Below are 23489 nucleotides of genomic sequence, written 5' to 3' on the forward strand. Positions count from 1 at the left end.
GAACACACTCATGACACGCGACTTCCCGGTGCCCGCCATCGAGGACTGGCAGCGGCTCACCCTCAGCGTGCTGCGCAGGTCCGGAAGAGCGGACGAGAACACCGCCGCGGGCGACGCCGCCGACCTGCTGGCCACCACCACGTACGACGGGTTCCCACTGGCGCCGCTCTACACCTCGCGGGACACCACAGTGCCCGACGGGCTGCCCGGGCAGGCGCCGTTCACCCGGGGCGGCGGCGTCGGCGGCCGGTGGGACGTGCGTACGGTGCACACCGACCCGGACCCGGTACGTACCGCCGCGGCGGCGCGTGCCGACCTGCACGGCGGGGCGACCTCGCTGTGGCTACGGGCTGCCGCCCCCGAGCAGCTGGGCGAGCTGCTCACCGGTATCCCGCTGGACCGCACCGGCATCGTGCTCGACGCCGGCACCGAGACCGACAAGGCCACCGCCGCCCTGCTGGACGTGGCCGCTCGGCAGACCATCGAGCCCCGCGTGTTGCGGGGGAACCTGGGCGCCGACCCGTACGGCGCGTTCGCGGCAACCGGCATCGAACCGGAACTCGGCGTCGCCGCGGACCTGGCGGCCCAGTCGGTGACGGCACACCCCGAGCTGCGGGCGCTGACAGTGGACGTGACCACCTATCACGACGCGGGCGGCAGCGACGCCGAGGAACTGGGCTGCGCGTTGGCCACCGGTGTGGCGTACCTGCGGGCGATGAGCGACCGGGGGATCCCGCTCACCAGGTCGCTCGACCAACTCGAGTTCCGTTACGCCGCGACCGCCGACCAGTTCGCCACGATCGCCAAGCTCCGGGCGGCCCGCCGACTCTGGCACCGGGTCACCGAGGTCGCCGGCGCGAACCGACAGTCGGCGCAGCGGCAGCACGCCGTCACCTCGGGCGCGATGATGACCGCCCGGGACCCGTGGAGCAACCTGCTGCGCACCACGCTCGCCTGTTTCGGCGCGGGCGTCGGCGGCGCCGGGGCGATCACCGTGCAGCCGTTCGACGTGGCCCTCGGCCGGCCCGACGAGACGGCCCAGCGGATCGCCCGCAACACCCAGCTCATCCTGCTGGACGAGGCGCACCTGCACCGAGTCACCGATCCGGCCGGCGGGTCCTGGTACGTCGAGTCGCGCACCGACGAGCTGGCCCGTGCGGCGTGGGAGTGGTTCACCACGATCGAGAGGGCGGGCGGCATCGGGACGGCGCTGCGCAGCGGTCTGGTCGCGGACCGGCTGGCCGCGACCTGGGAGCGTCGGGCGACGCGTGTGGCCCGCCGCCAGGACGCGATCACCGGGGTCAGCGAGTTCCCCGATCTCGACGAGCAGGTCCCGGCCCGCCACGCCGTGCCACCGGCTCCGGTGGGCGGTCTGCCCCGCCACCGTTACGCGGAACGGTTCGAGGAGCTGCGCCGACGGGCCGACGGCGCGACCACGGCGCCGGTGGTGCACCTGGTCACGATCGGCCGGGCGTCCGACCACGGCGCCCGGGTCGCCTTCGCCGCGAACCTGTTCGCGGCCGGCGGCATCCGCACCGTGACGACCGCTGCCGACGAGCCGGTCCCGCCCGGTGCCGTGGCGTGCGTCTGCTCGTCCGACCGTCTCTACGCCGAGCAGGCCGCGTCGGTCACGGCCGCGCTCCGGCAGGCCGGCGCCGCGAAGATCTGGCTGGCCGGGCGGCCGGGCGGCCAGGCGGGCGTCGACGACCACCTGTACGCCGGGTGCGACGCCGTCCGCGTGCTGGAGACCACGCTCGACGACCTCGGAGTCCCGCGATGATCCCCTCGTACGCCGACGTCGAGCTCGGCACCCCACCCGCACCGAGCGGCCCCGCTCCGGAGTCGACAGATGTGTGGCAGACCCCGGAGGGGATCGGCGTCAAGCGGTTCTACACCGCCGACGACCTGGCCGGTGTGGACTTCCTCGACTCGCTGCCGGGCATCGCCCCGTTCGTGCGTGGTCCCTACCCGACCATGTACGCCACCCGCCCGTGGACGGTCCGCCAGTACGCGGGCTTCTCCACGGCGCAGGAGTCCAACGCCTTCTACCGGCGCAACCTGGCCGGCGGGCAGAAGGGACTGTCTGTCGCGTTCGACCTGGCCACCCACCGTGGTTACGACTCCGACCACCCCCGGGTGGCCGGTGACGTGGGCATGGCCGGCGTGGCGATCGACTCGATCCTCGACATGCGGGAGCTGTTCGCCGGCATCCCGCTGGACCGGATCAGCGTGTCGATGACCATGAACGGTGCGGTGCTGCCGATCCTTGCCCTCTACATCGTCGCCGCCGAGGAGCAGGGGGTCACGCCCGAGCAGCTGGCGGGGACCATCCAGAACGACATCCTCAAGGAGTTCATGGTCCGCAACACGTACATCTATCCGCCGGAGCCGTCGATGCGGATCGTGGCGGACATCTTCGCCTACATCTCGCAGCGGATGCCGCGGTTCAACTCGATCTCGATCTCCGGCTACCACATGCACGAGGCGGGGGCGACCGCCGACCTGGAGTTGGCGTACACCCTCGCCGACGGCGCCGAGTACGTGCGCGCCGGCAAGACCGCCGGGCTCGACGTCGACGCGTTCGCCCCCCGGCTGTCGTTCTTCTGGGCGGTCGGCATGCACTTCTTCATGGAGGTGGCGAAGCTGCGGGCCGGCCGCCTGCTGTGGGCACGGCTGCTGCGCGACGCCGGCGCGACCGACCCGAAGTCGCTGTCGCTGCGTACCCACTGCCAGACGTCCGGCTGGTCGTTGACCGCGCAGGACCCGTACAACAACGTGGTGCGCACCTGCGTCGAGGCGATGGCGGCGACCCAGGGCCACACGCAGTCGCTGCACACGAACGCGCTGGACGAGGCGTTGGCGCTGCCGACCGACTTCTCCGCCCGGATCGCCCGCAACACCCAACTGTTGCTCCAGCAGGAGTCGGGCACCACCCAGGTGATCGACCCCTGGGGCGGCAGCGCCTACCTGGAGCGGCTCACCCACGACCTGGCCCAGCGGGCGTGGGGTCACATCCGGGAGGTCGAGCAGGCCGGCGGCATGGCCCGAGCCATCGAGCAGGGGCTGCCCAAGCTGCGGATCGAGGAGGCCGCCGCGCGTACGCAGGCGCGGATCGACTCCGGTCGGCAGCCGGTGATCGGTGTGAACCGGCACCGACCGGTCGTGGAGGACCCGATCGAGGTGCGCAAGGTGGACAACACGGCGGTGCGCGCCGAGCAGGTCGCCAAGCTGCGCCGCCTGCGGGCCGAACGCGACCAGCCGGCCTGCGACGCCGCCCTGGCCGCCCTCACCCGGGGCGCCACCGACCCGGCGGCCAACCTGCTCGACCTGGCCGTCACCGCCGCCCGGGCGCACGCCACCGTCGGGGAGATCTCCACGGCCCTGGAGACGGCGTTCGGCCGGCACGTCGCCCACATCCGTACGACCGAGGGCGTGTACCGCGACGAGGCGGGCACCGATCCCGGCGTCGCCCGGGCCCGCGACGCCGCCGACGCGTTCGCCGACCGGCGCGGGGTCCGTCCCCGGATCCTGGTAGCCAAGATGGGCCAGGACGGTCACGACCGCGGTCAGAAGGTGGTCGCCACGGCCTTCGCCGACCTGGGGTTCGACGTCGAGGTGGGTCCGCTTTTCCAGACCCCGGACGAGGTCGCCCGGCAGGCGGCCGACGCGGACGTGCACATCGTCGGCGTCAACTCACTCGCCGCCGGCCACCTCACCCTGGTGCCCGCGCTGCGTGCGGCGCTGACCGCGCTGGGCCGCGCGGACATCATGATCGTGGTCGGCGGGGTGGTGCCGCCCGGTGACATCGCCGCGCTGCGCCGGGCTGGCGCCTCGGCGGTCTTCCCGCCCGGCACTGTCCTCGCCGAGGCCGCGGTGGACCTGTTGGAACGGCTCCAGCGATGAGTACGGTCGCGGGCTGACCCTGGACGACACGGTGGCCGCCTCCCACTCGGGAGGCGGCCACCGTGCTGTGCGCGGGGAAGTGCGGGCTCAGCGGTGCGCGGCGAGGCGGCCGGCGGGCCGGGCCTTCGGGACCACCGGCGCGAGGACGGTGATGGCGGTGACGACGAGGCCCTGCTCGACGAGCCACCGGCCGCTGAACCCGCTGAGCCGCCGCCCGTGCACCCACGGCCCGGTCACCAGCAGCGTGGCGTTGAAGGTGCCGTTCAGCGGGTCGATGACGATGTTCGCGTCCTCGAAGTCGAGCCACCGTGCGGTCAGCGGGAACCAGGCCTTGTAGACCGATTCCTTCGCGCTGAACAGCATCCGGTCCCAGGCGACGCCGGGATGGTCGCGCAGCAGGACGGCGATGCGGTCCCGTTCCTCGGCCAGGGAGACGGCTTCGAGCACGCCGTTGGCGAGAGCCTCGTTGGGTTCGGCGTCGATGCCGACAGTGGTGACCTTCTCCTGCTCGGCGAGGACTGCGGCGCGGTAGCCGGCGCAGTGGGTGATGCTGCCGACCATCCCGAAGGGCCACTGGGGCTCGCCGCGGGTGCCGGGCAGGACCGGCGCGGGAGCGATCCCGATCTGGCGCATCGCCTGGCGTGCGCACCAGCGGGCGGTGGTGAACTCGCGGCGGCGCTTGTCCACGGCCTTGCGGATGACGGCCTCCTCCTCGGGGAAGAGGTCGGCACCGGGCGGGTCCACGAAGGTGTCGACGGCCGTCACGGCGCCGGGAAGGATGGACTCGATCATGGCTTCCTCCGCGCCGGAGAAACGGTTCCGGAGTCAGCGGTGGCCGACCTGACGCCCTCGGGCGGCAGTGCACGGGCACGGCTGGCATTGGTCACGCTTCAACAGTATCGACGCTGGTAGCCGTAGGGAACGAACGCTGCGGCTTTCACGGGCCGCGCTCGCGCAGCTAAGGGAGTGCCCGTCCCGGCTAGGGGCCCGGGCAGTCGGTGGGCGTCCGATCGCGGGCCGCCGCCCCGGCGCCGCCGCCAAGGGTGCGACCCGCGATCCGTCCCGCGTCATTCCGCGATCTTGGTCCGCGCGGTCCAGGTGAACAACAGCGGGGAGCCGTCGCCGAAGCGGCGCTCGAAGTGCTCGTAACCGGCCAGGTAGGGCACTTTGATCTTTCCGTAGACCAGCTGCTCGACGCTGGCCACCACAGTGCGGGGGATGTCGGCAGGTCCACCCTGGAGGAACACCAGCACGGGCTCGGACGGTGCCAGGGCCGGCGGGTCGAGTGTCAGGTACTGAGGCATCGGATCGGTCCTCTCTGCCACGGAGCCTCGTCGCTCCGAATTCAGCATGGGGGCGTCTCCGGTGCCGACACAGACCCCTAGCACCCCGATGCCAGGGCGGGGAGGGCGTCACCTCTTCAGGCCGTGCTCGATCGCCTCGATGATGCGGGGCCGCAGCTCGGCGGTGCTGACGATGGCGTCGACCGAGCCGACCTGGACGGCTCGCTGGATGCTGTGCACCCGGTCGAACTCCGCGGCCACCTCGCCCAGCTTCTCCGCGCGGACCGACGAGCGCACCTCGGCGAGCAGGACGTTGAGGGCCGCCCGTTCCACGCCGGTCGCGCCCGCGACCTGCGCGTGCAGCTCGGCGACGCGGGGGTCCTTCGCGGTGCGGTTGGTGACCTCACCGGAGAAGACGACGGCCGCGGCCGGGGCGCCGCCGAGCACCGAGGCGAACGAGCCTTCCAAAGCGAGCACGGACATGTTCGGGTTGAGGGCCTTGGAGAAGACCACGAACGCGCCGCCGTGGTAGCGGGAGATCACCGTGAAGACGATCGGGCCCTCGAAGTTGACGATCGCCCGGCCGATCTCGGCGCCGTACTCCAACTGGAGGTTGCGCATCGACTCGGGGGAGCCGTCGAAGCCGGACAGGTTAGCCAGCACGACGAGCGGGCGGTTGCCGGAGGCCGCGTTGATCGCCCGTGCCGTCTTCTTCGACGAGCGGGGGAACAGGGTGCCCGCCGTGTAGGTGTCCGGACCGTCGGTGGGCGGGAACCCGCGCCGGGGGACCGGGCGCGACTCGATGCCGATCAGGCAGACGGGATAGCCACCGACGTGGGCGTCCTGGACCACCGACGTGTCGGCGTCGGCCATCCCGGCCCAACGTTCGAGGACGGGGTGGTCCTGGTCGGACAGGGCGCGCATGACGGTACGGATGTCGAAGGCCCTCTTGCGGTCCGGGTTGTGGCTCGCCGAGAAGATCTGCCCGACGGTGGTGAAGTCGCTGCCGTCGACGAGGTGCGGGTAGTCGGAGACGTCCCGGTCGACCGGGTCGTCGGTGTCGGCCCGCCGAGGCCCGGTCTCCCCGGGTACGACGTAGGTGTGGTCGTAGTGGGCCATGAGCACGTCCCGTGCCGCCGGCAGGCTGGGTGCCCAGTGCTGTGCCTGCCCGTTGGGCCCCATGACCCGGTCGTAGCCGCCGATGCCGAAGTTGTCCTCGGCCGACACGCCACCGGAGAAGTCCAGCGAGTGCTTGCCGGTGAGCACCATCGCCGAGTCCGGGGTCATCACCAGAATGCCCTTGGTGTGCATGAGCATCGTCGCTTCGGCGTTCCAGTACGGCTGCGCGCCGACGTTGATGCCGGCCACCACGATGTTGATCTCACCACCGGCCTGGGTGAACGTCACGACGCGCTTGAGCGCGGCGGCGACCCAGTCCATGTTCTCGGTTCCGGAACTCATCGAGATGCGGGCGCCCGCCGACAGGGCGAACCACTCCAGGGGCACCCGCATGGTCTCGGCCAGGTCGAGGGCGGCGATGACGCGAGCGCACTCCGGCTCGGACAGCGCGCCCAGCGCCTTGGTCGGGTCGCCGAGCAGCACCACGCGGGTGACGCCCTCCGGGTAGCGCTCGGTCGGGGTGGTCACCACGCCGGCCACGATGGCCGCCGAGTTCTTTCCCTTCGGCCGTTCGACGGGTACGAGCGTCCCGGACGGGTCGAGGTCGTACTCGGTGAAGCGGCCCAGCAGCCCGGTCAGTTCGTACGGGTAGGTGGTGCCCCGACGTGCGGCACGCAGCACCTTCTGCCGGTAGTCGTCGAGCGGTCGCACCGGCTCGGTGGACGGCGCGCCCACGTTGAGGTGAGCGCCGTTGCCCGGGTCCAGGGTGATCGTCACCGCCACGTCCCCGGCCGAGTGCGGCTGCCGGGCGATGAACTGCACCTCTTCCAGCCCGGCCCCGGTCGAGGTGGGCAGGATCCGCTGGACCAGCGCGTTCAGCTCGTCGAGCGACAGGTTGGTGGGCGGCCAGACGTACATCAGGATCCGGTTGGTGTCGAACCGCTTGTCCTGCGGCCGCCGCGCCTGGATGTCGCGGATCGCGTCCAGGGCCAGGGTGGTGGCCTCCTCCAGGGCGGGCAGCGCGACCAGGCGTCCGTCGGTCTCCCGCAGCGGGGTCAGGTCGCGGACCTGGCCCATGGCGATGAGCCGTTCGTCGGCGGGGTTGCTGCGCGCCACTGCCTTGAAGAGGTAGATCTCCTCGTCGGCCGAGGGCAGCCGGGTCAGGTCGAACTCGCGCAGCCGCTCCAGTTGCAGGCGCTGGGCGATCTGCGGGTGCAGCCCACGGATCAGCCGGTCCTCGGTGAAGCCGGCCTCGCCGGGCCGGAAGGTGAAGTAGTGGTGCATGACGGCGCCGTTGGAGCTGGCGACGGTCGCGGTGACCCGCTGGACGGTCGACGGCAGCGGGTGTGCCGCGAACAGCTCAGCGAGGCGTACCGCGACGGCGTCGTCGTCGGGTTGGTCCTGCACCGCGACGTACAGGTCGGCGACCAGTGGGGCCGGGGCGTCGGCGGCCAGCTCGGCGAGCGCGGTGAGGGTGTCGGGAAGACGGGCGATGTCGGTGGCGCCCGCCACGATGTGGGTCGTGCCGTGCTCGGCGGTGAGGAGCCCGCCCCGCGCGGTCACCGCGGTCAGGCCCCGGTTGCCGTAGTAGCGGCGGGTGAGCACCTCCAGCAGCGGGCCGTGCTCGGTGTGGCCGGGGCGTCGGATGCGCTGACCGATGATCCGCACGAGGGGTTGTCGACAGGAGACCATGCGTTGGATGCGGTCGGCCCGGTCCGGGGCGTCCGGGTGCTCATCGAGGTGGCGCAGGTCGGCACGGACCTCGGCATAGACCTCGGCGCGGGTGCGGCGCAGCAGGGGCTGGGCGTACCAGCGGAAGACCAGACCACGTGCCAGGTCGGCGATCACCGGGAAGCGGACCTGGGTCGCCTCGATCAGGCGCTCGAGGACGACACCGGCGGGTTCACGCAGGTCGCCGACGGGTGCGGGCCCGGCGAGCAGTTGGCGCAGCACCTCGGAGACGACCGGCGTCGCGGCGGCCATCCGTTGCTGGGCCAGGAAGATCCGGAAGACGGCGTCCTCCAGTTCCGGTGTGCGGTCCAGCCCGGTCACGCCGTAGTGGGCGAGGACCCGTTCCAGGCGTGCCACGAACCCGGGGGAGGACGCCGGCCCGTTCGGCGTCGAGGCTCTGCAGGTAGCTGTGGAAGAACTCGCGCGGGGTGTGCACGGCGCTGCCCGGCTGGGCGTCGGCGGTCCGACGCGGCTTGTTGCGGGCCAGCTCCGCCAGGTTCGCGAAGATCGTCAGAAGGTCGAGGTGACCGGCCGGTGCCCCGGTACGCACGGCTGGGCAGCGCCCGATCTCGCCCGGGGCGACGTCGTAGCCGAGCAGCAGCGCGCGCAGATCGTCCAGGACCTCCTCCGCCGACGGCCCGCCCGGTGCCGCCGGCAGGTCGATCTCGACGACCTCGGCCGAAGTGGTCGTCTCCTCGGTGGTGGTGTCGGCCAGTGGTTCGAGGCGCATCAGGGGGGTGCCCGTCTCGACCTGGCTGCCGACCGCGACGGGGCACTCGCGCACGCGGGCCCTGAACGGGGCCCGGAGCACGTTCTCCATCTTCATGCTCTCCAGCACCAGGATCGGCGCGCCGGCCTCGACCTCGTCACCGACGGTCAGGGGAGTCGCGACGACGAGGGCCGGCGCGGGGGAGCGGACCACGCCGCCCTCGTCCCTGCTGACCCGGTGGGTGACGCCGTCGACCTCGATCGTGTGGATCGGCCCGTGGGTCGCGGTCACCAACCGGAAGCGGTTGCCGTTGACCAGCATCTGCCCGCGGTGCTCGTCGAACCGTTCCATCCGCACGTCCACGCGGTGGACGTCCCCGCCGGCCGACAGGCCGATGCGGAAACACCTGCGGCTCACGCGGGACACCGCCACCCGGTAGGCGACGCCGCGCAGTTTCAGGTCGAGCGGGCGGCCGGTCTCGTGGCGCACCTGCGGGCGGCCGCCGTGGGCGGTGGTGAACAGGCGCTGCCGGCTGACCTCCTCCTCGTCCTGGTAGGCCTCGATGGCCGCCGCGGCGAGGGCGATCGCGGAGTGGCGGTGGGTGACGAGGCGGCCCTCGGAGCGGACGCGGTCGATCCAGCCGGTGTCGGCGGAGCCGTCGATCACCTCGGACTGGTCGAGCAGGTCCAGCACGAAGCTCTTGTTGGTGGCGCCACCCTCGATGATGACGGTGGTCTCGGCCATGGCGCGACGCAGGCGGCCGAGCGCCTCGTCGCGGTCCCGGCCGTACGCGATGATCTTGGCGATCATCGAGTCGAAGGCCGCCGGGATGCTGTCGCCCTCACTGACACCGGTGTCGACCCGGATGCCCGGGCCGGCCGGCAGCGCGAGCCGGACGATCCGGCCGGGGGAGGGTGCGAAGTCGCGGTCCGGGTCCTCGGCGTTGAGTCGGGCCTCGACCGCGTGACCCGCCTCCACCGGTGCCGGACCGTCGAGCCGGCCGCCGCCGGCCACGTGCAGTTGGAGTTTGACCAGGTCGGTGCCGGTGGTGATCTCGGTGATCGGGTGCTCGACCTGGAGCCGCGTGTTGACCTCCAGGAAGGCGAACAGCTTCTGGGCCGGGTGGTACAGGAACTCCACAGTGCCGGCGCCCCGGTAGCCGACCGCCAGTGCGAGCCGCACCGCGGCGGCCTTCACCTCGGCGACCTGTTCCGCCGCCAGCACCGGCGACGCGGACTCCTCGATGATCTTCTGGTTGCGCCGTTGCACCGAGCAGTCCCGCACCCCGAGCGCCCAGGCACCACCCTGCCCGTCGGCGATCATCTGCACCTCGACGTGCCGGGCGCCGGTCACCAGGCGTTCCAGGAAGACCACGCCGGAGCCGAAGGCCCGCAACGCCTCCTGGCTGGTGCGCTCATAGGCGTCGGTGAGGTCCACCGGCGAGTCGACCCGCCGGATGCCACGCCCACCACCGCCGGCGGTCGCCTTGAGCATCAACGGGTAGCCGATCTGGTCGCCCGCGCGAAGAGCGTCCTGGAGGGTCGCCACCTCGCCCCGGCTCCACGGGGCGACCGGGACGCCGACCTCCTCGGCGATCAGCTTCGAGCCGATCTTGTCGCCGAGCTTGCGCATCGCCTCCGCGCTCGGCCCCACGAACGTGACGCGGATCCGCTCGCACAGCTCGGCGAACGCCGGGTCCTCCGCGACGAATCCCCAGCCGACCCAGGCCGCGTCGGCGCCGGTCTCGACCAGGGCGCGTTCCAGCAGCTCGTGGTTGAGGTACGGGCGGGTGGCCGCGGCACCCAGTGGATACGTCAGGTCGGCCGCCCGGACGAACGTCGCGGTACGGTCCTCGTCGGTGAACAGGGCGACCGTCTCGACGTGGTCACCCGACTCCGCCGACAGGTCCCGTACGGCATGGATCAGCCGCATCGCGGCTTCTCCCCGATTGATGATCGCGATACGCCTGAACACCGGTCGACCCCTCCCCCGACGCCTGACGCTTCGACAGACGACGATTCTTAAGTGACCCGCGCGCGCATCGCGGTACGGGCACGGCCGGACCGTAACGCGCCCGTGGGAGCAGCCGACACCCCTAGCTTGGCCTGGGACGCGAGCCCGCCCAGGGTGGCGATGCCGGGACGACAGGGGTCACCGGTCGTGCTCACCGTCCACCGCGGACCCCCGTGCCGCTCGGTTCGGCCGTCGGAGTCACCCGGGGGGCTCTGGACCCGGTGCGGCCCATCGTCTCCCGGTACGCCCCGGCGATCCCGGCCAGGCCGCGGCCCAGCTCGGTGCCGCGCAACCCGGCGTAGCCGACGACCAGTGCTGGCGGCCGGTCGTCGGCGCGCAGGGCGTAGAAGCGGCCGCCACGGACCAGGACCGAGCGGCGTCGGGCGGCCTGCACCAGCGCCTCCTCGGCGCACCAGGTGGGCAGTTCCAGGTACGCCTGCAACCCGCCGTGCCCGTTGCGCAGGGTGGTGCCGGGCAGCTCGCGGGCGACGAACTGGTGGACCACCTGACGGCGTTTCTGGATGTCGGCGGTGAGTCGCCGCAGGTGCCGGTCGAACGCCCCGGTGTCGATGAGGCGGGCGAAGGCGAGCTGCTCCAGGCTGGAGCAGCCGAGGTCCCAGCCGGCGCGCAGGCGCTCGATCGGCGCGGTCAGCGTGGGCGGGGTGGCCAGCCAACCGAGGCGGAGCGCCGGGGCGAGCACCTTGCTGGCGCTGCCGGCGTAGATCACCCGGTCCGGGGCGAGGCTCTGCAACGCCGGCATCCGCTGCGCCGGGGCGACGAAGGCGGCGTCGAAGTCGTCCTCGACGATGTAGCCGTCGACCGCCTCGGCCCAGGCGACGAGCTGCTCCCGGCGTTGCGCGCTGAGCGTGGCCCCGGTCGGGAACTGGCTGGCCGGGGTGACGAGCACGGCGCGGACCCCGCTCGCGGCCAGGGCGTCGACCCGGATGCCGTCGGCGTCCACCGGTAGGCCCACCGGACGCAGGCCGGCGTCGGCGATGAACTCCCACTCGCCCGGGTGACCCGGGTCCTCCACGCCGACCGTGTCGTGGCCCCGGTCGCGCAGCTCCCGGCACAGCAGCGCGAGGCCCTGGGCGAAGCCGGACGTGATCATGAGGTGGTCGGGTCTGGTACGCACGCCGCGCACCCGGCCGAGGTAGCCGGCGAGGGTGTGTCGGACGACCGGCAGGCCGGACGGCGGGGCGTATCCCAGCTCGCGGAGGCCGGCCGAGGTGACCACCGCGCTGACCGCCCGGATCCAGTCCTGCCCGGGGAAGGTGGAGGCGTGCAGGCCGCCGGTGCGCAGGTCCCGCAGTGCCGCCGTCGGTGCGCGGTCGCCCGGCGTGAGCGCCGAGCCGATCTCGTCGCGCGCCGCCGCCGCCACCGAGGTGCCCGAGCCGTGTTGGGAGACGAAGTAGCCCTCGGCGCAGAGCTGCTCGTACGCCTCGACGACCACACTGCGGGACACCCCGAGGTCTGCGGCGAGCTGCCGGCTCGACGGCAGGCGGGTGCCGGGACGCAGCACGCCCTCCTCGATCTGCGTACGAAATGCGTTACGGAGCTGCACTGCCAGCGTTTCGCGCGACTGACCGTCTATTGACAGGTTTAGATTCAACAACAAGTGGTCCGCTCCGGCGTAGTCGAAGTGGTATGGACAGCGCGATCTGTACTTGAGGAAAGTGTTGGCCGGACGCGCAACCGTCCAGCGACCGGCGAATCAGGGCGTACGTTCCGAGTTGTCCAATATGGACCTCACTAACGTCCCTGGTGCCGGCGCGGGGCCGGTCGTGCGAGTCCTTTTGTGCGGGGGGAAAGTCCGATCTGCCGTGTCACGCGGCGGGGTCAGCGCCAACGGTGGCGCCGAAATCGGGCTGCTCAGAGGGGGTTTCGCAGTGTCCTCATTGTCAACCAAGACCGCCACGTGGCCCATTCGGTCGCATTCTGTGGCGATGCGGCCTACGCCACTGGCCAACTCAATTCCAATAGAGGTGACATCCGTCACACTGTCGGCAATCAATCCATTGTCGCTCTACACGGCACTCTCCGAATGTCGTCCGCACGACGATCTGTATCTCTTCGAAAGCCTAGACGGCCCGGCTCAGGACCGCTATGCGGCGGCAGTCGGCTGGGACACTCTCGCCGAGTTGCGGTTCATCGCCGACCGGCTTGAGGTGATCTGCGACGGTCCGCTCGGCGACGCCCTGTCCGCCGTGCTCACGGCGGTCCTGGGCGAGCCGGCCCGGCACCACGCGCCGGAGCGGGTCTGGTCGGTTTCCGGGCCACCCGAGGTCTGGGCGGCGGTCCGGGCCGTGCAGCGGGCCTTCGCGGTGCGGACCACCGCCCCCGCCGACAGCTTCGCCTTCGGCTTCCTCACCACCCTGGCGTACGAGGCCGCGCGGGACATGGACGAGCTCTCCGTCGACCGGGTGGTCGACGACATCCCGCGCTGCACCCTCGTGCTGTTCCGGCACACCGTCTGGTGGGACCTGCGCGCCGGCACCGTGCGGCAGCTCACCGCCAGCGGCCCGCACCTGCCCCCCGACAGCGGCGCTCCCCGGCTGTCGGAGCTGCTCGCCGGGCTTCCCGACGATCACGCGGCGGTGCCGGTCGCCCCACCGCCCACCCTGGTGCGGGACACCGTCGACGAGGAGACGTTCGCCGCCCGGGTCAAGCAGTGCCTGCGGCACATCGAGGTGGGGGACAGCTACCAGATCCAGATCGGCCACCGGATCGACGTGGAGACGGCTCTCGCCCCGCTGGAGGTCTACCGGCGGCTGCGGCACCGCAACCCGTCGCCGTACATGTACCTGACGCCCTGGGCCGGCGGGACCGTCATCGGGGCGAGCCCCGAGCTGTTCCTCCGCGTCGATGAGGGCCGGCTGTCCATGCGCCCGATCGCGGGCACCGCCGCCCGCAGCGCAGACCCGGAGACCGACCGCCGGCTGGTGGCCGAGCTGACGGCCAGCGAGAAGGAGCGGGCCGAGCACGTCATGCTGGTCGACCTCTGCCGCAACGACATCGGTCGGGTCTGCGTGCCGGGGACGCTCAGCGTGGACGCGATGTTCGACGTCGAGCCGTTCGCGTACGTGCACCACCTGGTGTCCACCGTCTCCGGGCAGCTCGCCGACGACGCCGACGTCTGGGCGGCGATCTGCGCCGCCTTCCCGGCCGGCACCATGACCGGCGCGCCGAAGCTGCGCTCCATGGAGATCATCGACGGGTTGGAGGACGAGCCCCGGGGCGTCTACGCCGGCTCGATCGGTCTCGTCGACGTACGCGGGTACGCGGTGCTGGCGCTCTGCATCCGCACCGCCGTGCACGACGGTCGCCGCTACCGCACCCAGGCCTCCGCCGGGGTCGTGGCCGACTCCACACCCGGGGCCGAGTGGCGGGAGACGCTGGCCAAGATGAGCGCCACGTTCTGGGCCCTGACCGGTACGGAGCTGCTGCCGTGAAGGTCCTGCTCGTCGACGCGTACGACAGTTTCACCCACATCATCGACCAGTACCTGCGGACCCTCGGCGCGCGGACCGTGGTGGTCCGTTCCCGGTCGCGGTCCACCGAGCAGCTCGCCGCCCTGCGGCCGGACGCGGTGGTGCTCGGCCCCGGGCCGGGGCACCCCGCCGAGTCCGGGCACGTGGAGCTGGTGCACGCCTTCGCCGGCCAGGTGCCGCTGCTCGGCGTCTGCCTCGGGCATCAGGCGATCGGCCTCGCGTACGGGGGAACGGTCACGGTCGCCCGGCACCTGATGCACGGCAAGACGAGCGTGGTCGCCCACGACGGCCGAGGTGTCTTCGCCGGCGCGCCCGCCCCGCTCACCGTCACCCGCTACCACTCGCTGATCGTCGCGGACCCGGCCCCGCCGGCTCTGGAGATCACCGCGCGCTCGTCCGACGACGGCTACGTGATGGGGGTACGACACCTGACCCTGCCGGTGGAGGGGGTGCAGTTCCACCCGGAGAGCGTGCTCACCGAGGACGGGCTGCGCCTGTTCGACAACTTCCTGGGCCGCGCGTCGGCGGCACTGCCGGCAGCCGGCGCCGGGGCGGTGGGGTCGCCATGACCGACCAGTCAGCCCCGCTCGCCGTGGTCACCGGCGCGGCGGGTGGCATCGGCCGGGCCGTGACCGTCGCGCTGGCCGGGGCTGGGCACCGGGTGCTCGGCGTCGACGTCGACCCGGCCGGTGACCCGGCGGCGTACGCCTCGCTGGTCGCCGACGTGGCAGTGCCGGAGCAGGTGGAGCAGCTCTTCGCGCGGATCCACGAGCGGTACGGCCAGCCCACGGTGCTGGTGAACAACGCCGGCGTCTACCACGCCCGGGACTTCCTCGACTACGACCCGAAGACGTACGCGCAGGTGCTCGACGTCAACCTGGGCGCCGCGTTCTTCTGCACCCAGGCGTTCGCCCGTGCGCTGGTCGACGCCGGCCGGCCCGGCACTGTGGTCAACGTGGCCTCGATCAGCGGGCAGTCCGGCAGCCCGGACGCTGCGTACGGGGCGTCGAAGGGTGCGTGCATAGCGTTGACCCGCAGCCTCGGCCGGGCGCTCGCCGAGCACCGCATCCGGGTCAACGCGGTCGCTCCCGGCCTGGTCGACACCCCGATGGCCGCCCGGATCCCGGCCGAGCGCCGGGACGACTACCGGGCCCGGATCCCGGTCGGCCGGTTCGGCTCGCCGGCCGAGATCGCCGCGGCCGTCGCGTGGCTGGCCGGCCCGGAGAGCAGCTACGTCACCGCCTCTGTTCTGGACGTCAACGGTGGCCTGCACTGACCTGCGCCACGGCCGGTGGCGACAACACCGCAGCCGGCTCACCCCTGGAGAGGATCCGACAATGTGGCTTCCGACCACCGGCCCGGCGGCGGACTTCGCCGCCGACTACCTGGCCCTGCACCAGGCCTTCTACGACCGCACCCTCGACACCGCCGACCTGGAGGCCTGGCGGGCACGACAGCTGCGCACGGTGCTCGACCAGGTGTCAACCGGCTCGCCGTTCTACGCCCGTCACCTGGCCGACGTCGACCTCGCCACGATCACCCCGGCGACCCTCGACCGGCTGCCCTTCACCACGAAGACGCACCTGCGCCAGGAGATGCTCGACGTGCTCAGCCGGCCACTGTCCGAGGGCGTCTTCTTCTACGAGACGACAGGCACGACCGGCCGGGCGACCCCGTGTCCCCGCGACGGCCGGGAGGTGGTGGCCAGCAACGCCCACGTCACCGAGTCCTGGGCGTCGATCTTCCGGCACCACTTCGGCGACGGCGCGCCCCGGATCGGGTTGATCGGGGCCGACCGAGGTGCACTCGTTCGGCGACACCCTCGGTGACGTCGCGCGCAACGTCGGCTCGCTGAACGCGAAGATCTGGCCGTACTCGCCGGTGATCGGGTTCGCCAAGGCGTTGCAGCTCATGAAGGACCTTGAGCTGGAGGTCATCTGCTGCACGCCGGGCGTGGCCATGATGCTCGCCAAGGCGGCCGAACACTACGGCTACCGGCTGCGCGAGGACTTCGCCGTCAAGCTGCTCTTCGTCACCGGCGAGATGTGCACCCCGGCGCTGGCCCGCAACCTGGAGTCCGTCTGGGGCGCGGACGTCTACAACATCCTGTACGGCTCGCAGGAGGCGTTCGTCATCGCCACCGCCTGCCGCAACAAGCGGATGCACCTCTCCCAGACCAACTACCTCATCGAGGTGGTGGACCCGGAGACCGGCGTGTCGCACGGCTCGCGCGGCAGCGGGGAACTCACCGTCACCATGCTGATCGACGGGGTGAAGCCGCTGGTCCGTTACCGCACGGGCGACGCGGTGATCATCGAGTCGTCGGACTGCGACTGCGAGATGGCCGGCGACCTGGTGCAGATCGTGGGCCGCACCCTGGACCGGATCGAGCTGGGCGGTAGACGTTTCACCGCCGGGCAGATCGAGATGGCCGTCCTGACCGGGGTCGTCGGCTCGGGCGGATACCAGGTGGTGATCGACCACGACCCGAGCGGCGGTGGCGACCGACTGACGGTCCGCCTGGAACTGCTCAAGGACCTCGTCGACGACCCCGGCGGGATCGCCGACGGCGTCCGGCAGCGGGCCGCCGCCGCGCTCGGCGTACCGGTTGAGGTGGAGCTGACCGACGGGCTCGACCCGATCACGAGCACCGGCGCCTTCGTGAGTTGGAAGGCCGCCCGGATCGTCGACCGGCGTGTGGAGGTCGACCACGAGACCCGGGTGGCGCAGCGAATGGCGGGCAACCGTGGCTACACCACCTGAGACGGCCGCGGACGAGTGGGTGCCGGCGCTGCCCGGCCCGCTCGCCGAGGCGTACGGGCGGCGCTGGCGCGCCGTGGTGGACCGGTGGGCGAGCCGGCCCGGCACGACGTTGGCCACCCTGGGCCCGCCCGGGACGTCCAGCCACCTGACGGCGGCCTTCCTCGCCGAGCGGCACGGGCTGCGCGTCGAGCTGTCCGACACCTTCGACGCGGTGCTCGCGGCGCTTGTGGACCGCCGGGTCGACCAGGCCCTCGTGCCGAGCGCGTACCAGGGGCTCACCCGCTTCCACTGGCACCGCGACCTGCGGCTGGACGCGTACTTCGCGCAGGCCACCCCGGAGTACGGCATCGCTGCCGACCCGGACCGCGAGCCGCCCGCCGGTCAGCTCGCGGTGGCCGCCCTCTGGGAGGTCCGGCGGCTCTTCACCGACCTCGCGCCACCCGCCCTGCGGGACCGCCCGATGCGGTGGGTCGACGCCGACTCCACCCAGCACGCCGCGGAGATCCTCGCCGCCGGAGGCGCCGACCTGGCGGTGACCAACGCGCCCGGGGTCCACCGCCACGCGTTGCGGTGGGTGGCCCGCCGCCCGGGCGCCGAGATCGTGTGGACCCTGTTCGGCCGCTGCTAGAGCCACCGTCGGCTCTCCTGCCCCGACACCGAGAGAACCGGAGTGATCGTCGTGTCCCGACGTACGTTGCTGCACCGCGCCACGGTCCAGGAAGGACTGGGGGTGGCGTCCCGCCCGCACCACAGCGTGCTGCTCGACGGCGAGCGGATCGTCGCGGTGCTGCCCGAGGCGCAGGCCCCGCTGCACGACCCGGACGTGGACGTCCTCGACCTCGACGGCCGGACGGTCATGCCGGGCATGACGCTGGGCCACACCCACATCGCGTACCTGAACGTGCTCGACGGTCGGGAGATGCTCTTCAAGTACACGATCCCGGAGGTCACCCTCGGCGCCGCCGCCAACGCGGCCGACATGCTCCGGCTGGGCTACACCGCCTTCGTCGGTGCCGGCTCGGTGGCCGGCATCGACATGGCCCTGCGCCGGGCGATCGACGCCGGCCGGCTGCCCGGCCCGCGGATCACCCCGTGCAGCCGGGACCTGATGGTGTCCGGCCCGCCGGAGCGCCGCAACCCGGGGGTCAAGCAACGCATCCCGAGCGACCTGATGCGGCTGGCCGACACCCCGGAAGAGCTGATCGAGTACGTCGACACCGAGGTCGCCCAGGGCGCGGAGATCATCAAGGTCTTCTCCACCGGGGACGACACCTTCCCCAACGGTCGATCGCACGAGCTGCTCTTCACCGCCGAGGAGCTGGTGATCGCGGCCCGGGCGGCGCACCGGCGGGGAGTCCGGATCCGGGCGCACTCGCGGGGGCTGGCCGGCATCCGCAACGCCATCGCCGCCGGGGTCGACGTGATCGACCACGCCACGTACGCCGACGACGCGGCCCTGGAGGCGATCGCCGAGCGGGGCATCTTCGTGGTGCCGAGCCTGCATCAGCCGCACCGGCTGCTCACCACCGGCACCCGGTACGGCAAGACCCCGGAATACCTGGAGACCCTCGAATTCCAGGCCGAGGTGGAGAACACCCTGCGCATCCTTCCGCTGATGGTGCAGATGGGCATCCCGATCGTGGCCGGCGACGACTTCGGCTTCGCGTGGACCCCGCACGGCCGCTACGCCGAGGAACTGGAGACGTACGTGACCATGGCCGGCATTCCCGCCCCGGTGGTGCTGACCTGGGCCACCGCCAACGGCGCACGGCTCGCGGGTCGCGGCGACGACGCGGGCACGGTGCAGCCGGGGCGGCTGGCCGACCTGGTGGTCACCGACGGGGACCCGGCCGAGGACATCACGGTGCTGGGCCGGCCGGAGGCGATCGAGCTGGTGCTGCTGGGCGGCAGGGTGGTCGCCGGGGACGCCACCCGTTACCGCGCCGGGCAGCCGGCGGGAGTGGCGTGATGCGCCGGAGCGTGCCGGTCGTCCCGCTGCTCGCCGTGGGCGCCTTCGCCATCGGCACCGACACCTTCGTCGTCGCCGGTGTGCTCCCCGAGGTGGCCCGTACGCTGCGGGTCAGCGTCGCCTCCGCCGGCTGGGTGAGCACCGTCTTCGCCCTGGCGTACGCGGTCGCCGCTCCGGTGCTCGGCGCCCTGACCGGCCGGCTGGAGCGGCGTACCGTGCTGGTGGTCTCGCTGGTCGGGTTCACAGTGGGCAACGTCGCCTCCGCGCTGGCGCCCGACCTGCCGCTGCTGCTGCTGGCCCGGGTCCTCACGGCGGTCAGCGCCGCGCTCTACATCCCCGCCGCCACCGCGTCGGCGGCCGCGCTGGCCCCGCCCGAGCGGCGCGGCCGGGCCATGGCCGTCGTGCTCGGCGGCCTCTCCGCGGCAACCGTGGCCGGGGTGCCGTTCGGCACCTGGCTCGCCGCCGACCTTCAGTGGCGCGCCACCTTCTGGCTGCTCGCCGCCATCGGTGCCGCCTGCGCGGTCGCGGTGACCGTCGGCCTGCCGGCGCTGACCCTGCCGCCCGGCCCGTCGCTGGCCGCCCGGCTCGCCCCGGCACGCGACAGTGGGGTCGGGTTGGCGGTGCTCACCACCGCGCTCTTCATGACCGGCGGCTACCTCGCGCTGACGTACGTCGGGGCGCTGCTCGCGCCGGCCACCGACGGCGACGGAACCCTGCTCGCGGTGCTGCTGCTGGTCTTCGGTGTGCCGGCGGTCGCCGGCACCGTGCTCGGCGGACGGGCCACCGACCGGTGGGGTGGCGTGCCGGTGCTGCTCGTCTCGGTCACCGGGCTTGCCCTGGTCCTGGTCACGCTGCCACTGACCCGGCAGGCGCTGCTGCCGGCCGCGCTGGCCATGGCGGCGTGGGGCATCACGGCGATGGCCACCCAACCGGCCCAGCAACACCGGCTCTTCACTGTCGCGCCCAGCTCCGGGCCGCTGCTGCTCTCCCTCAACTCGTCGGCCACGTTCGTGGGCATCGCCCTCGGCGGCTTCCTCGGCAACCGGCTGCTGCGACACGGTGGCACGGACGCCCTCGACCTGCTCGGGCCGGTCGGCGCGGCACTCTGCGTGCTGGCGCTGGGCACCACGCTGCTCGGTGCCCGGGCCCGTGCCGGCCGTCGCGACGACCAGCCTCCGACCGCCGGATTGGCCTCACCGGATCACCCCGGATTGGCCACACCCGGTGGTCGTCGCGCTGCGTACGGTCGGACCGACAATCGGACCCGAACCACGCGAGGATCACGATGACCCAGCTCAGCGACGGTGGGGACACCCTCACCGTGCGCATCGACGACCGGGTGTTGACCGCAGTGCCGGACTACGTGCTCGGCGTGATCGCCATACCGGCGATCGAGGTCCCCCCGGCGCCTCCCGCCGTGTCGGCACTGCTGACCGCCGCCGAGGACGCGCTGCACGCGGCAGGCCTGGACAAGGCGGGGGTGGCGGAGCTGCCGGGCATCGCCGCGTGGCGGGAGGCGTACCGGGCGGTGGGGGTGAACCCCAACCGGTTCCCGTGCGCCGCCGAGTCGATCGCCCGGCGGGTCGCCAAGGGTGACCGGCTGCCCCGGATCAACGCCCTGGTCGACCTCTGCAACGCGGTGTCGCTCGGTGCGGCGCTGCCGGTGGCCTCGTGCGCTGTCGACGGCCTCGCCGAGCTCGTCGTCCGGCCGGCTGACGGCACCGAGACCTACCTCCCGCTGGGCACGCCCGATGCGCCGGAGCAGCCCGAGCCGGGCGAGGTCGTCTACGCCGACGCCGACGGGCGGGCCCACTCGCGCCGCTGGAACTGGCGGCAGGGCCACCTGGTCCGCACCGATCTGGGCCGGCACCGGCTGCTGCTCACCGTCGAGTCGGCCCACCCCGGAGGCCGGGCCGAGGTGACGGACGCGCTGGCCCGGCTCGCCGCCGCCCTCGACGAGCTGTCCGACGGCACGCGGCAGGAGGCGGTGCTCGACGGCGCGACGACCAGCGCCGTCCTGCGCACCGCGGGTCCGGTCGCCAGCGACAGTGGGAGCCGATCGTGAACCGCGCGATCCTGGTGATCTACCGACCGGCGGCAGGCCGGTACGCGGCCCAGTTCCGCAGCGTGGTCGCCGCCGCAACCGAGCTGGGCGTGGCGACCGTCGCGCTGCTGCCGACCGGGCAGCCGGCCGCCGAAGCAGCTGGTCTGCCCTGCTATCACGCCGACCTCGACGACTCCGAGGCTGTCCGCTCGGCGGTCACGACGATCCTCGCCGCGCACCCGGTGGAGCGCATCTTCCCGCTCTTCGAGGGCGACGTGCTCACCGCCGCGCGCTGCCGCCGTGACCACGGCATCGGAGGGCTCGACCCGGAGCAGGCGCTGGCCTTCCGGGACAAGAACGTGATGCACCGCCGGGCCGTCGAGCTGGGCGTGCCGGTGGCCCGCTCGTGCCGTCCCGAGACGGTGGGCGCGGTCGCCGAGTTCGCCGCCGAGGTGGGCTGGCCGGTGGTCATCAAGCCGTACGCGGGCTGGGCCTGCGGCGACACCCACCGGGTGGACTCCACCGAGGACCTGGCCCGGGTCTGGCCGCTGGTCGCCGACGACCGGCACGACTACCGGGTGGAGGAGTACGTCCGGGGCGCCGAATACCACGTCGACTCGCTGCTGCGCGACGGCGAGGTGGTCTTCGAGCAGCTGTCCCGCTACACGTACTCGGTGCTGGAGTTCCGCGACGAGCCCGGCGGCACTGTCTCCCGCAAGCACGACCTGACCCCGGCGGAGCGGCGCATCCTGACCGCCAGCGCCACGGTGCTGCGCGGCTTCGGGATGCGTACCGGGGTGGCGCACGTGGAGTTCTTCCTGCGCGACGACGGCGAGCTGGTGTTCGGCGAGGCGGCCGCCCGGGCCGGTGGCGGCTCGATCGTCCCCGCCATCCAGGCCGGGCGGGGCATCAACCTGGCGGGGGAGTGGTGCCGGCTGGAGCTGGACCCGGGGCACGTGCCGGCGACCACCCTCGGCCCGGAGATCGGCACCGAATACCTCTGCTCCGACCGGTACGGCCGGATCACCGCGATCACCACCGCCGAGGAGCTGCGGGCGCTCGACTCGGTGCTCGACGCGGACGTGTGGAAGACCGTCGGGGACGTGCTCGCCGTGCCGACCGCCTCCAACGACGTGCTGGGCTGGTACGTCTGCGAGGGCCGCGACTTCGACGACGTACGCGCCCGGTTCAAGGTCATCCGGGACGCCTTCGAGGTGCTCACCGAGCCGGCCGGTGATCCGTCATGTGGCTGAGCCGGTTCCGGGCCCTGCCACGCCCCCTGCGGATGCTGGTCTACGCCTCGTTCATCAACCGGGCCGGGATGTTCGTCTTCCCGCTGCTCGCGGTCTACCTGGTGCAGAGCCGGCACCTCAGCACCGGCGAGGCGGGTGTGCTGATCTCCGTGGGCAGCACCGGCCTGCTCGCCGGCAGCCTGCTCAGCGGCCCGGTCTGCGCCCGGGCCGGTCGACGTGCCGCGCTGGTGTCGAGCCTGCTGCTCAACGCGGTCGGCTACCTGGGCCTCGCAGTGCTCGACGGTCCGACCTGGACGTACGCGGCACTGCTCTTCGTCGCGCTGGTCGGGATGGGGATGTTCGCCCCGGCGGCGAACACGCTGATCGCCGACCTGACCCAACCCGAACAGCGCCCCTTCGCGTACACGGTCAGCTACCTGGCCAACAATCTCGGCATGGGCGTCGGCCCGCTGCTCGGCGGGTTCGCGGCGGCCTACTCCTACCAGCTGATGTTCGCCGGGAACATCCTGCTCGGCCTGCTCGCGGCGGCCACCATCTGGCTCTTCGTACCGGCGGACACCCGGCGGGTGCCGACGGCCTCGCCGGCCGGCACCACCCGTCGGGCCGGCCTGCTGCGGGACATCGACGTGGCGGTGCTGGTGGTGGTCTCGATCTGTTTCGTCGCGCCGCTGATCGGCCTGGAATACACGCTGCCCCTCGCGGTCACCACAGTGCTGCACTCGTCGGTGGCGGTGGTCGGTGCCGTCTACACCATCAACAGCGTGGTCGTGGTCAGTGCGAGTCTGCTGATCGAGAAGCGGATGAAGGCGTACTCGACCCGGGCCCTGCTGATCACGGCGGGCCTGCTCTGGTCGACGGGGATGGCCATCCTGGTCTTCGCGTTCTCGCTGCCCGCCGTGCTGCTGTCGACAGTGGTCTGGACCCTCGGGGAGATCATCGCCTCGGTGGTGATTCCGACCTACATCGCCGACCACGTCCAGGAGCACCGGGTCGGCAGCTTCATGGCGCTGAACGGTTTCGTGCTCAGCTCCGCCCGGCTGGTCGTGCCGATGGGCCTCGGCTTCGTCTGGCAGGCCGGTGGGCACGGCCCCGTCCTCCTCCTGCTCCTGCTGACCCCGGTGGTCGGCGTGGTCGCGTTCGCAGTGCTGCGGATCCGACCGGCTGCCCGGCCCGTGCCGACGCCCGCCGAGCCGGCCACCGCCAGTTCCTGA

16 protein-coding genes and 1 pseudogene are annotated in these 23489 nt (G+C 72.5%); 13 read left to right on the top strand and 4 right to left on the bottom strand.

What is annotated here, in order from left to right; translation table 11 throughout:
* The first annotated feature begins 10 nt into the window (after positions 1-10).
* Positions 11-1780, top strand: a complete 1770-nt coding sequence (locus tag AC3CF1_RS00095) for a methylmalonyl-CoA mutase family protein (RefSeq protein WP_488449199.1) — start codon at positions 11-13, stop codon at positions 1778-1780.
* Between the two features lie 71 nt (positions 1781-1851).
* Entirely contained in the window at positions 1852-3903 is a 2052-nt protein-coding gene (gene scpA, locus AC3CF1_RS00100; protein WP_456152693.1) for a methylmalonyl-CoA mutase, read from the top strand.
* An 87-nt stretch (positions 3904-3990) separates the two neighbouring features.
* Here scpA and AC3CF1_RS00105 read toward each other — a convergent pair whose 3' ends face one another.
* The 4 genes and pseudogenes from AC3CF1_RS00105 to pdxR all read right to left on the bottom strand — a co-directional run bounded on the left by AC3CF1_RS00105 (position 3991) and on the right by pdxR (position 12376).
* The gene (locus AC3CF1_RS00105; protein ID WP_488449200.1) at positions 3991-4695 is read right to left on the bottom strand and encodes a 4'-phosphopantetheinyl transferase family protein; all 705 of its coding nucleotides are present in this window, start codon (positions 4693-4695) and stop codon (positions 3991-3993) included.
* A gap of 275 nt (positions 4696-4970) precedes the next feature.
* A complete protein-coding gene (locus AC3CF1_RS00110) occupies positions 4971-5207 on the bottom strand; it encodes a DUF5988 family protein (RefSeq protein WP_088947727.1) in 237 nt (78 codons plus the stop codon).
* Positions 5208-5315: 108 nt separating this feature from the next.
* Positions 5316-10719 (bottom strand): annotated as a pseudogene (locus AC3CF1_RS00115) (ATP-binding protein).
* A 190-nt stretch (positions 10720-10909) separates the two neighbouring features.
* Entirely contained in the window at positions 10910-12376 is a 1467-nt protein-coding gene (pdxR, locus tag AC3CF1_RS00120; protein ID WP_488449201.1) for a MocR-like pyridoxine biosynthesis transcription factor PdxR, read from the bottom strand.
* A 400-nt stretch (positions 12377-12776) separates the two neighbouring features.
* Here pdxR and AC3CF1_RS00125 point away from each other — a divergent pair, with 400 nt between their 5' ends.
* The 11 genes from AC3CF1_RS00125 (at position 12777) to AC3CF1_RS00175 (ending at position 23489) form a co-directional block, all read left to right on the top strand.
* Positions 12777-14210, top strand: a complete 1434-nt coding sequence (locus AC3CF1_RS00125; protein ID WP_488449202.1) for an anthranilate synthase component I family protein — start codon at positions 12777-12779, stop codon at positions 14208-14210.
* The gene (locus AC3CF1_RS00130; protein ID WP_099852508.1) at positions 14207-14818 is read left to right on the top strand and encodes an anthranilate synthase component II; all 612 of its coding nucleotides are present in this window, start codon (positions 14207-14209) and stop codon (positions 14816-14818) included. The genes AC3CF1_RS00125 and AC3CF1_RS00130 overlap by 4 nt, the downstream gene beginning before the upstream one ends.
* Positions 14815-15525 (top strand): SDR family NAD(P)-dependent oxidoreductase, encoded by a 711-nt coding sequence (locus AC3CF1_RS00135; RefSeq protein WP_488449203.1) that lies wholly within the window; start codon positions 14815-14817, stop codon positions 15523-15525. Before AC3CF1_RS00130 ends, AC3CF1_RS00135 begins: the two co-directional genes overlap by 4 nt.
* A gap of 61 nt (positions 15526-15586) precedes the next feature.
* A complete protein-coding gene (locus AC3CF1_RS00140; RefSeq protein WP_488449204.1) occupies positions 15587-16078 on the top strand; it encodes a hypothetical protein in 492 nt (163 codons plus the stop codon).
* On the top strand, positions 16050-17012 hold the full coding sequence (locus AC3CF1_RS00145) for a phenylacetate--CoA ligase family protein (protein ID WP_488449205.1): 963 nt from the start codon (positions 16050-16052) through the stop codon (positions 17010-17012). Before AC3CF1_RS00140 ends, AC3CF1_RS00145 begins: the two co-directional genes overlap by 29 nt.
* Complete coding sequence (locus AC3CF1_RS00150; protein WP_307871349.1) at positions 16996-17640, top strand: prephenate dehydratase; 645 nt, start codon at positions 16996-16998, stop codon at positions 17638-17640. The genes AC3CF1_RS00145 and AC3CF1_RS00150 overlap by 17 nt, the downstream gene beginning before the upstream one ends.
* Positions 17641-17691: 51 nt before the next feature.
* A complete protein-coding gene (locus tag AC3CF1_RS00155; protein WP_328375370.1) occupies positions 17692-18981 on the top strand; it encodes an amidohydrolase family protein in 1290 nt (429 codons plus the stop codon).
* Positions 18981-20270: an MFS transporter gene (locus AC3CF1_RS00160; RefSeq protein WP_354981673.1), complete on the top strand. Its 1290-nt coding sequence runs from the start codon at positions 18981-18983 to the stop codon at positions 20268-20270. Before AC3CF1_RS00155 ends, AC3CF1_RS00160 begins: the two co-directional genes overlap by 1 nt.
* The gene (locus AC3CF1_RS00165; protein WP_354981672.1) at positions 20267-21046 is read left to right on the top strand and encodes a B3/B4 domain-containing protein; all 780 of its coding nucleotides are present in this window, start codon (positions 20267-20269) and stop codon (positions 21044-21046) included. Before AC3CF1_RS00160 ends, AC3CF1_RS00165 begins: the two co-directional genes overlap by 4 nt.
* Positions 21043-22278: an ATP-grasp domain-containing protein gene (locus tag AC3CF1_RS00170; protein ID WP_099852519.1), complete on the top strand. Its 1236-nt coding sequence runs from the start codon at positions 21043-21045 to the stop codon at positions 22276-22278. Before AC3CF1_RS00165 ends, AC3CF1_RS00170 begins: the two co-directional genes overlap by 4 nt.
* On the top strand, positions 22269-23489 hold the full coding sequence (locus tag AC3CF1_RS00175) for an MFS transporter (protein ID WP_355162795.1): 1221 nt from the start codon (positions 22269-22271) through the stop codon (positions 23487-23489). Before AC3CF1_RS00170 ends, AC3CF1_RS00175 begins: the two co-directional genes overlap by 10 nt.

This window comes from Micromonospora sp. MGP-C2 (assembly GCF_057766525.1).

Bases quoted from the DNA above. Each gene is read 5' to 3' on its own strand.
- AC3CF1_RS00140 (WP_488449204.1), top strand. From the start codon at position 15,587: ATGTGGCTTCCGACCACCGGCCCGGCGGCGGACTTCGCCGCCGACTAC.
- AC3CF1_RS00095 (WP_488449199.1), top strand. From the start codon at position 11: ATGACACGCGACTTCCCGGTGCCCGCCATCGAGGACTGGCAGCGGCTC.
- AC3CF1_RS00175 (WP_355162795.1), top strand. From the start codon at position 22,269: ATGTGGCTGAGCCGGTTCCGGGCCCTGCCACGCCCCCTGCGGATGCTG.
- AC3CF1_RS00165 (WP_354981672.1), top strand. From the start codon at position 20,267: ATGACCCAGCTCAGCGACGGTGGGGACACCCTCACCGTGCGCATCGAC.
- AC3CF1_RS00160 (WP_354981673.1), top strand. From the start codon at position 18,981: ATGCGCCGGAGCGTGCCGGTCGTCCCGCTGCTCGCCGTGGGCGCCTTC.
- AC3CF1_RS00135 (WP_488449203.1), top strand. From the start codon at position 14,815: ATGACCGACCAGTCAGCCCCGCTCGCCGTGGTCACCGGCGCGGCGGGT.
- AC3CF1_RS00110 (WP_088947727.1), bottom strand. From the start codon at position 5,207: ATGCCTCAGTACCTGACACTCGACCCGCCGGCCCTGGCACCGTCCGAG.
- AC3CF1_RS00105 (WP_488449200.1), bottom strand. From the start codon at position 4,695: ATGATCGAGTCCATCCTTCCCGGCGCCGTGACGGCCGTCGACACCTTC.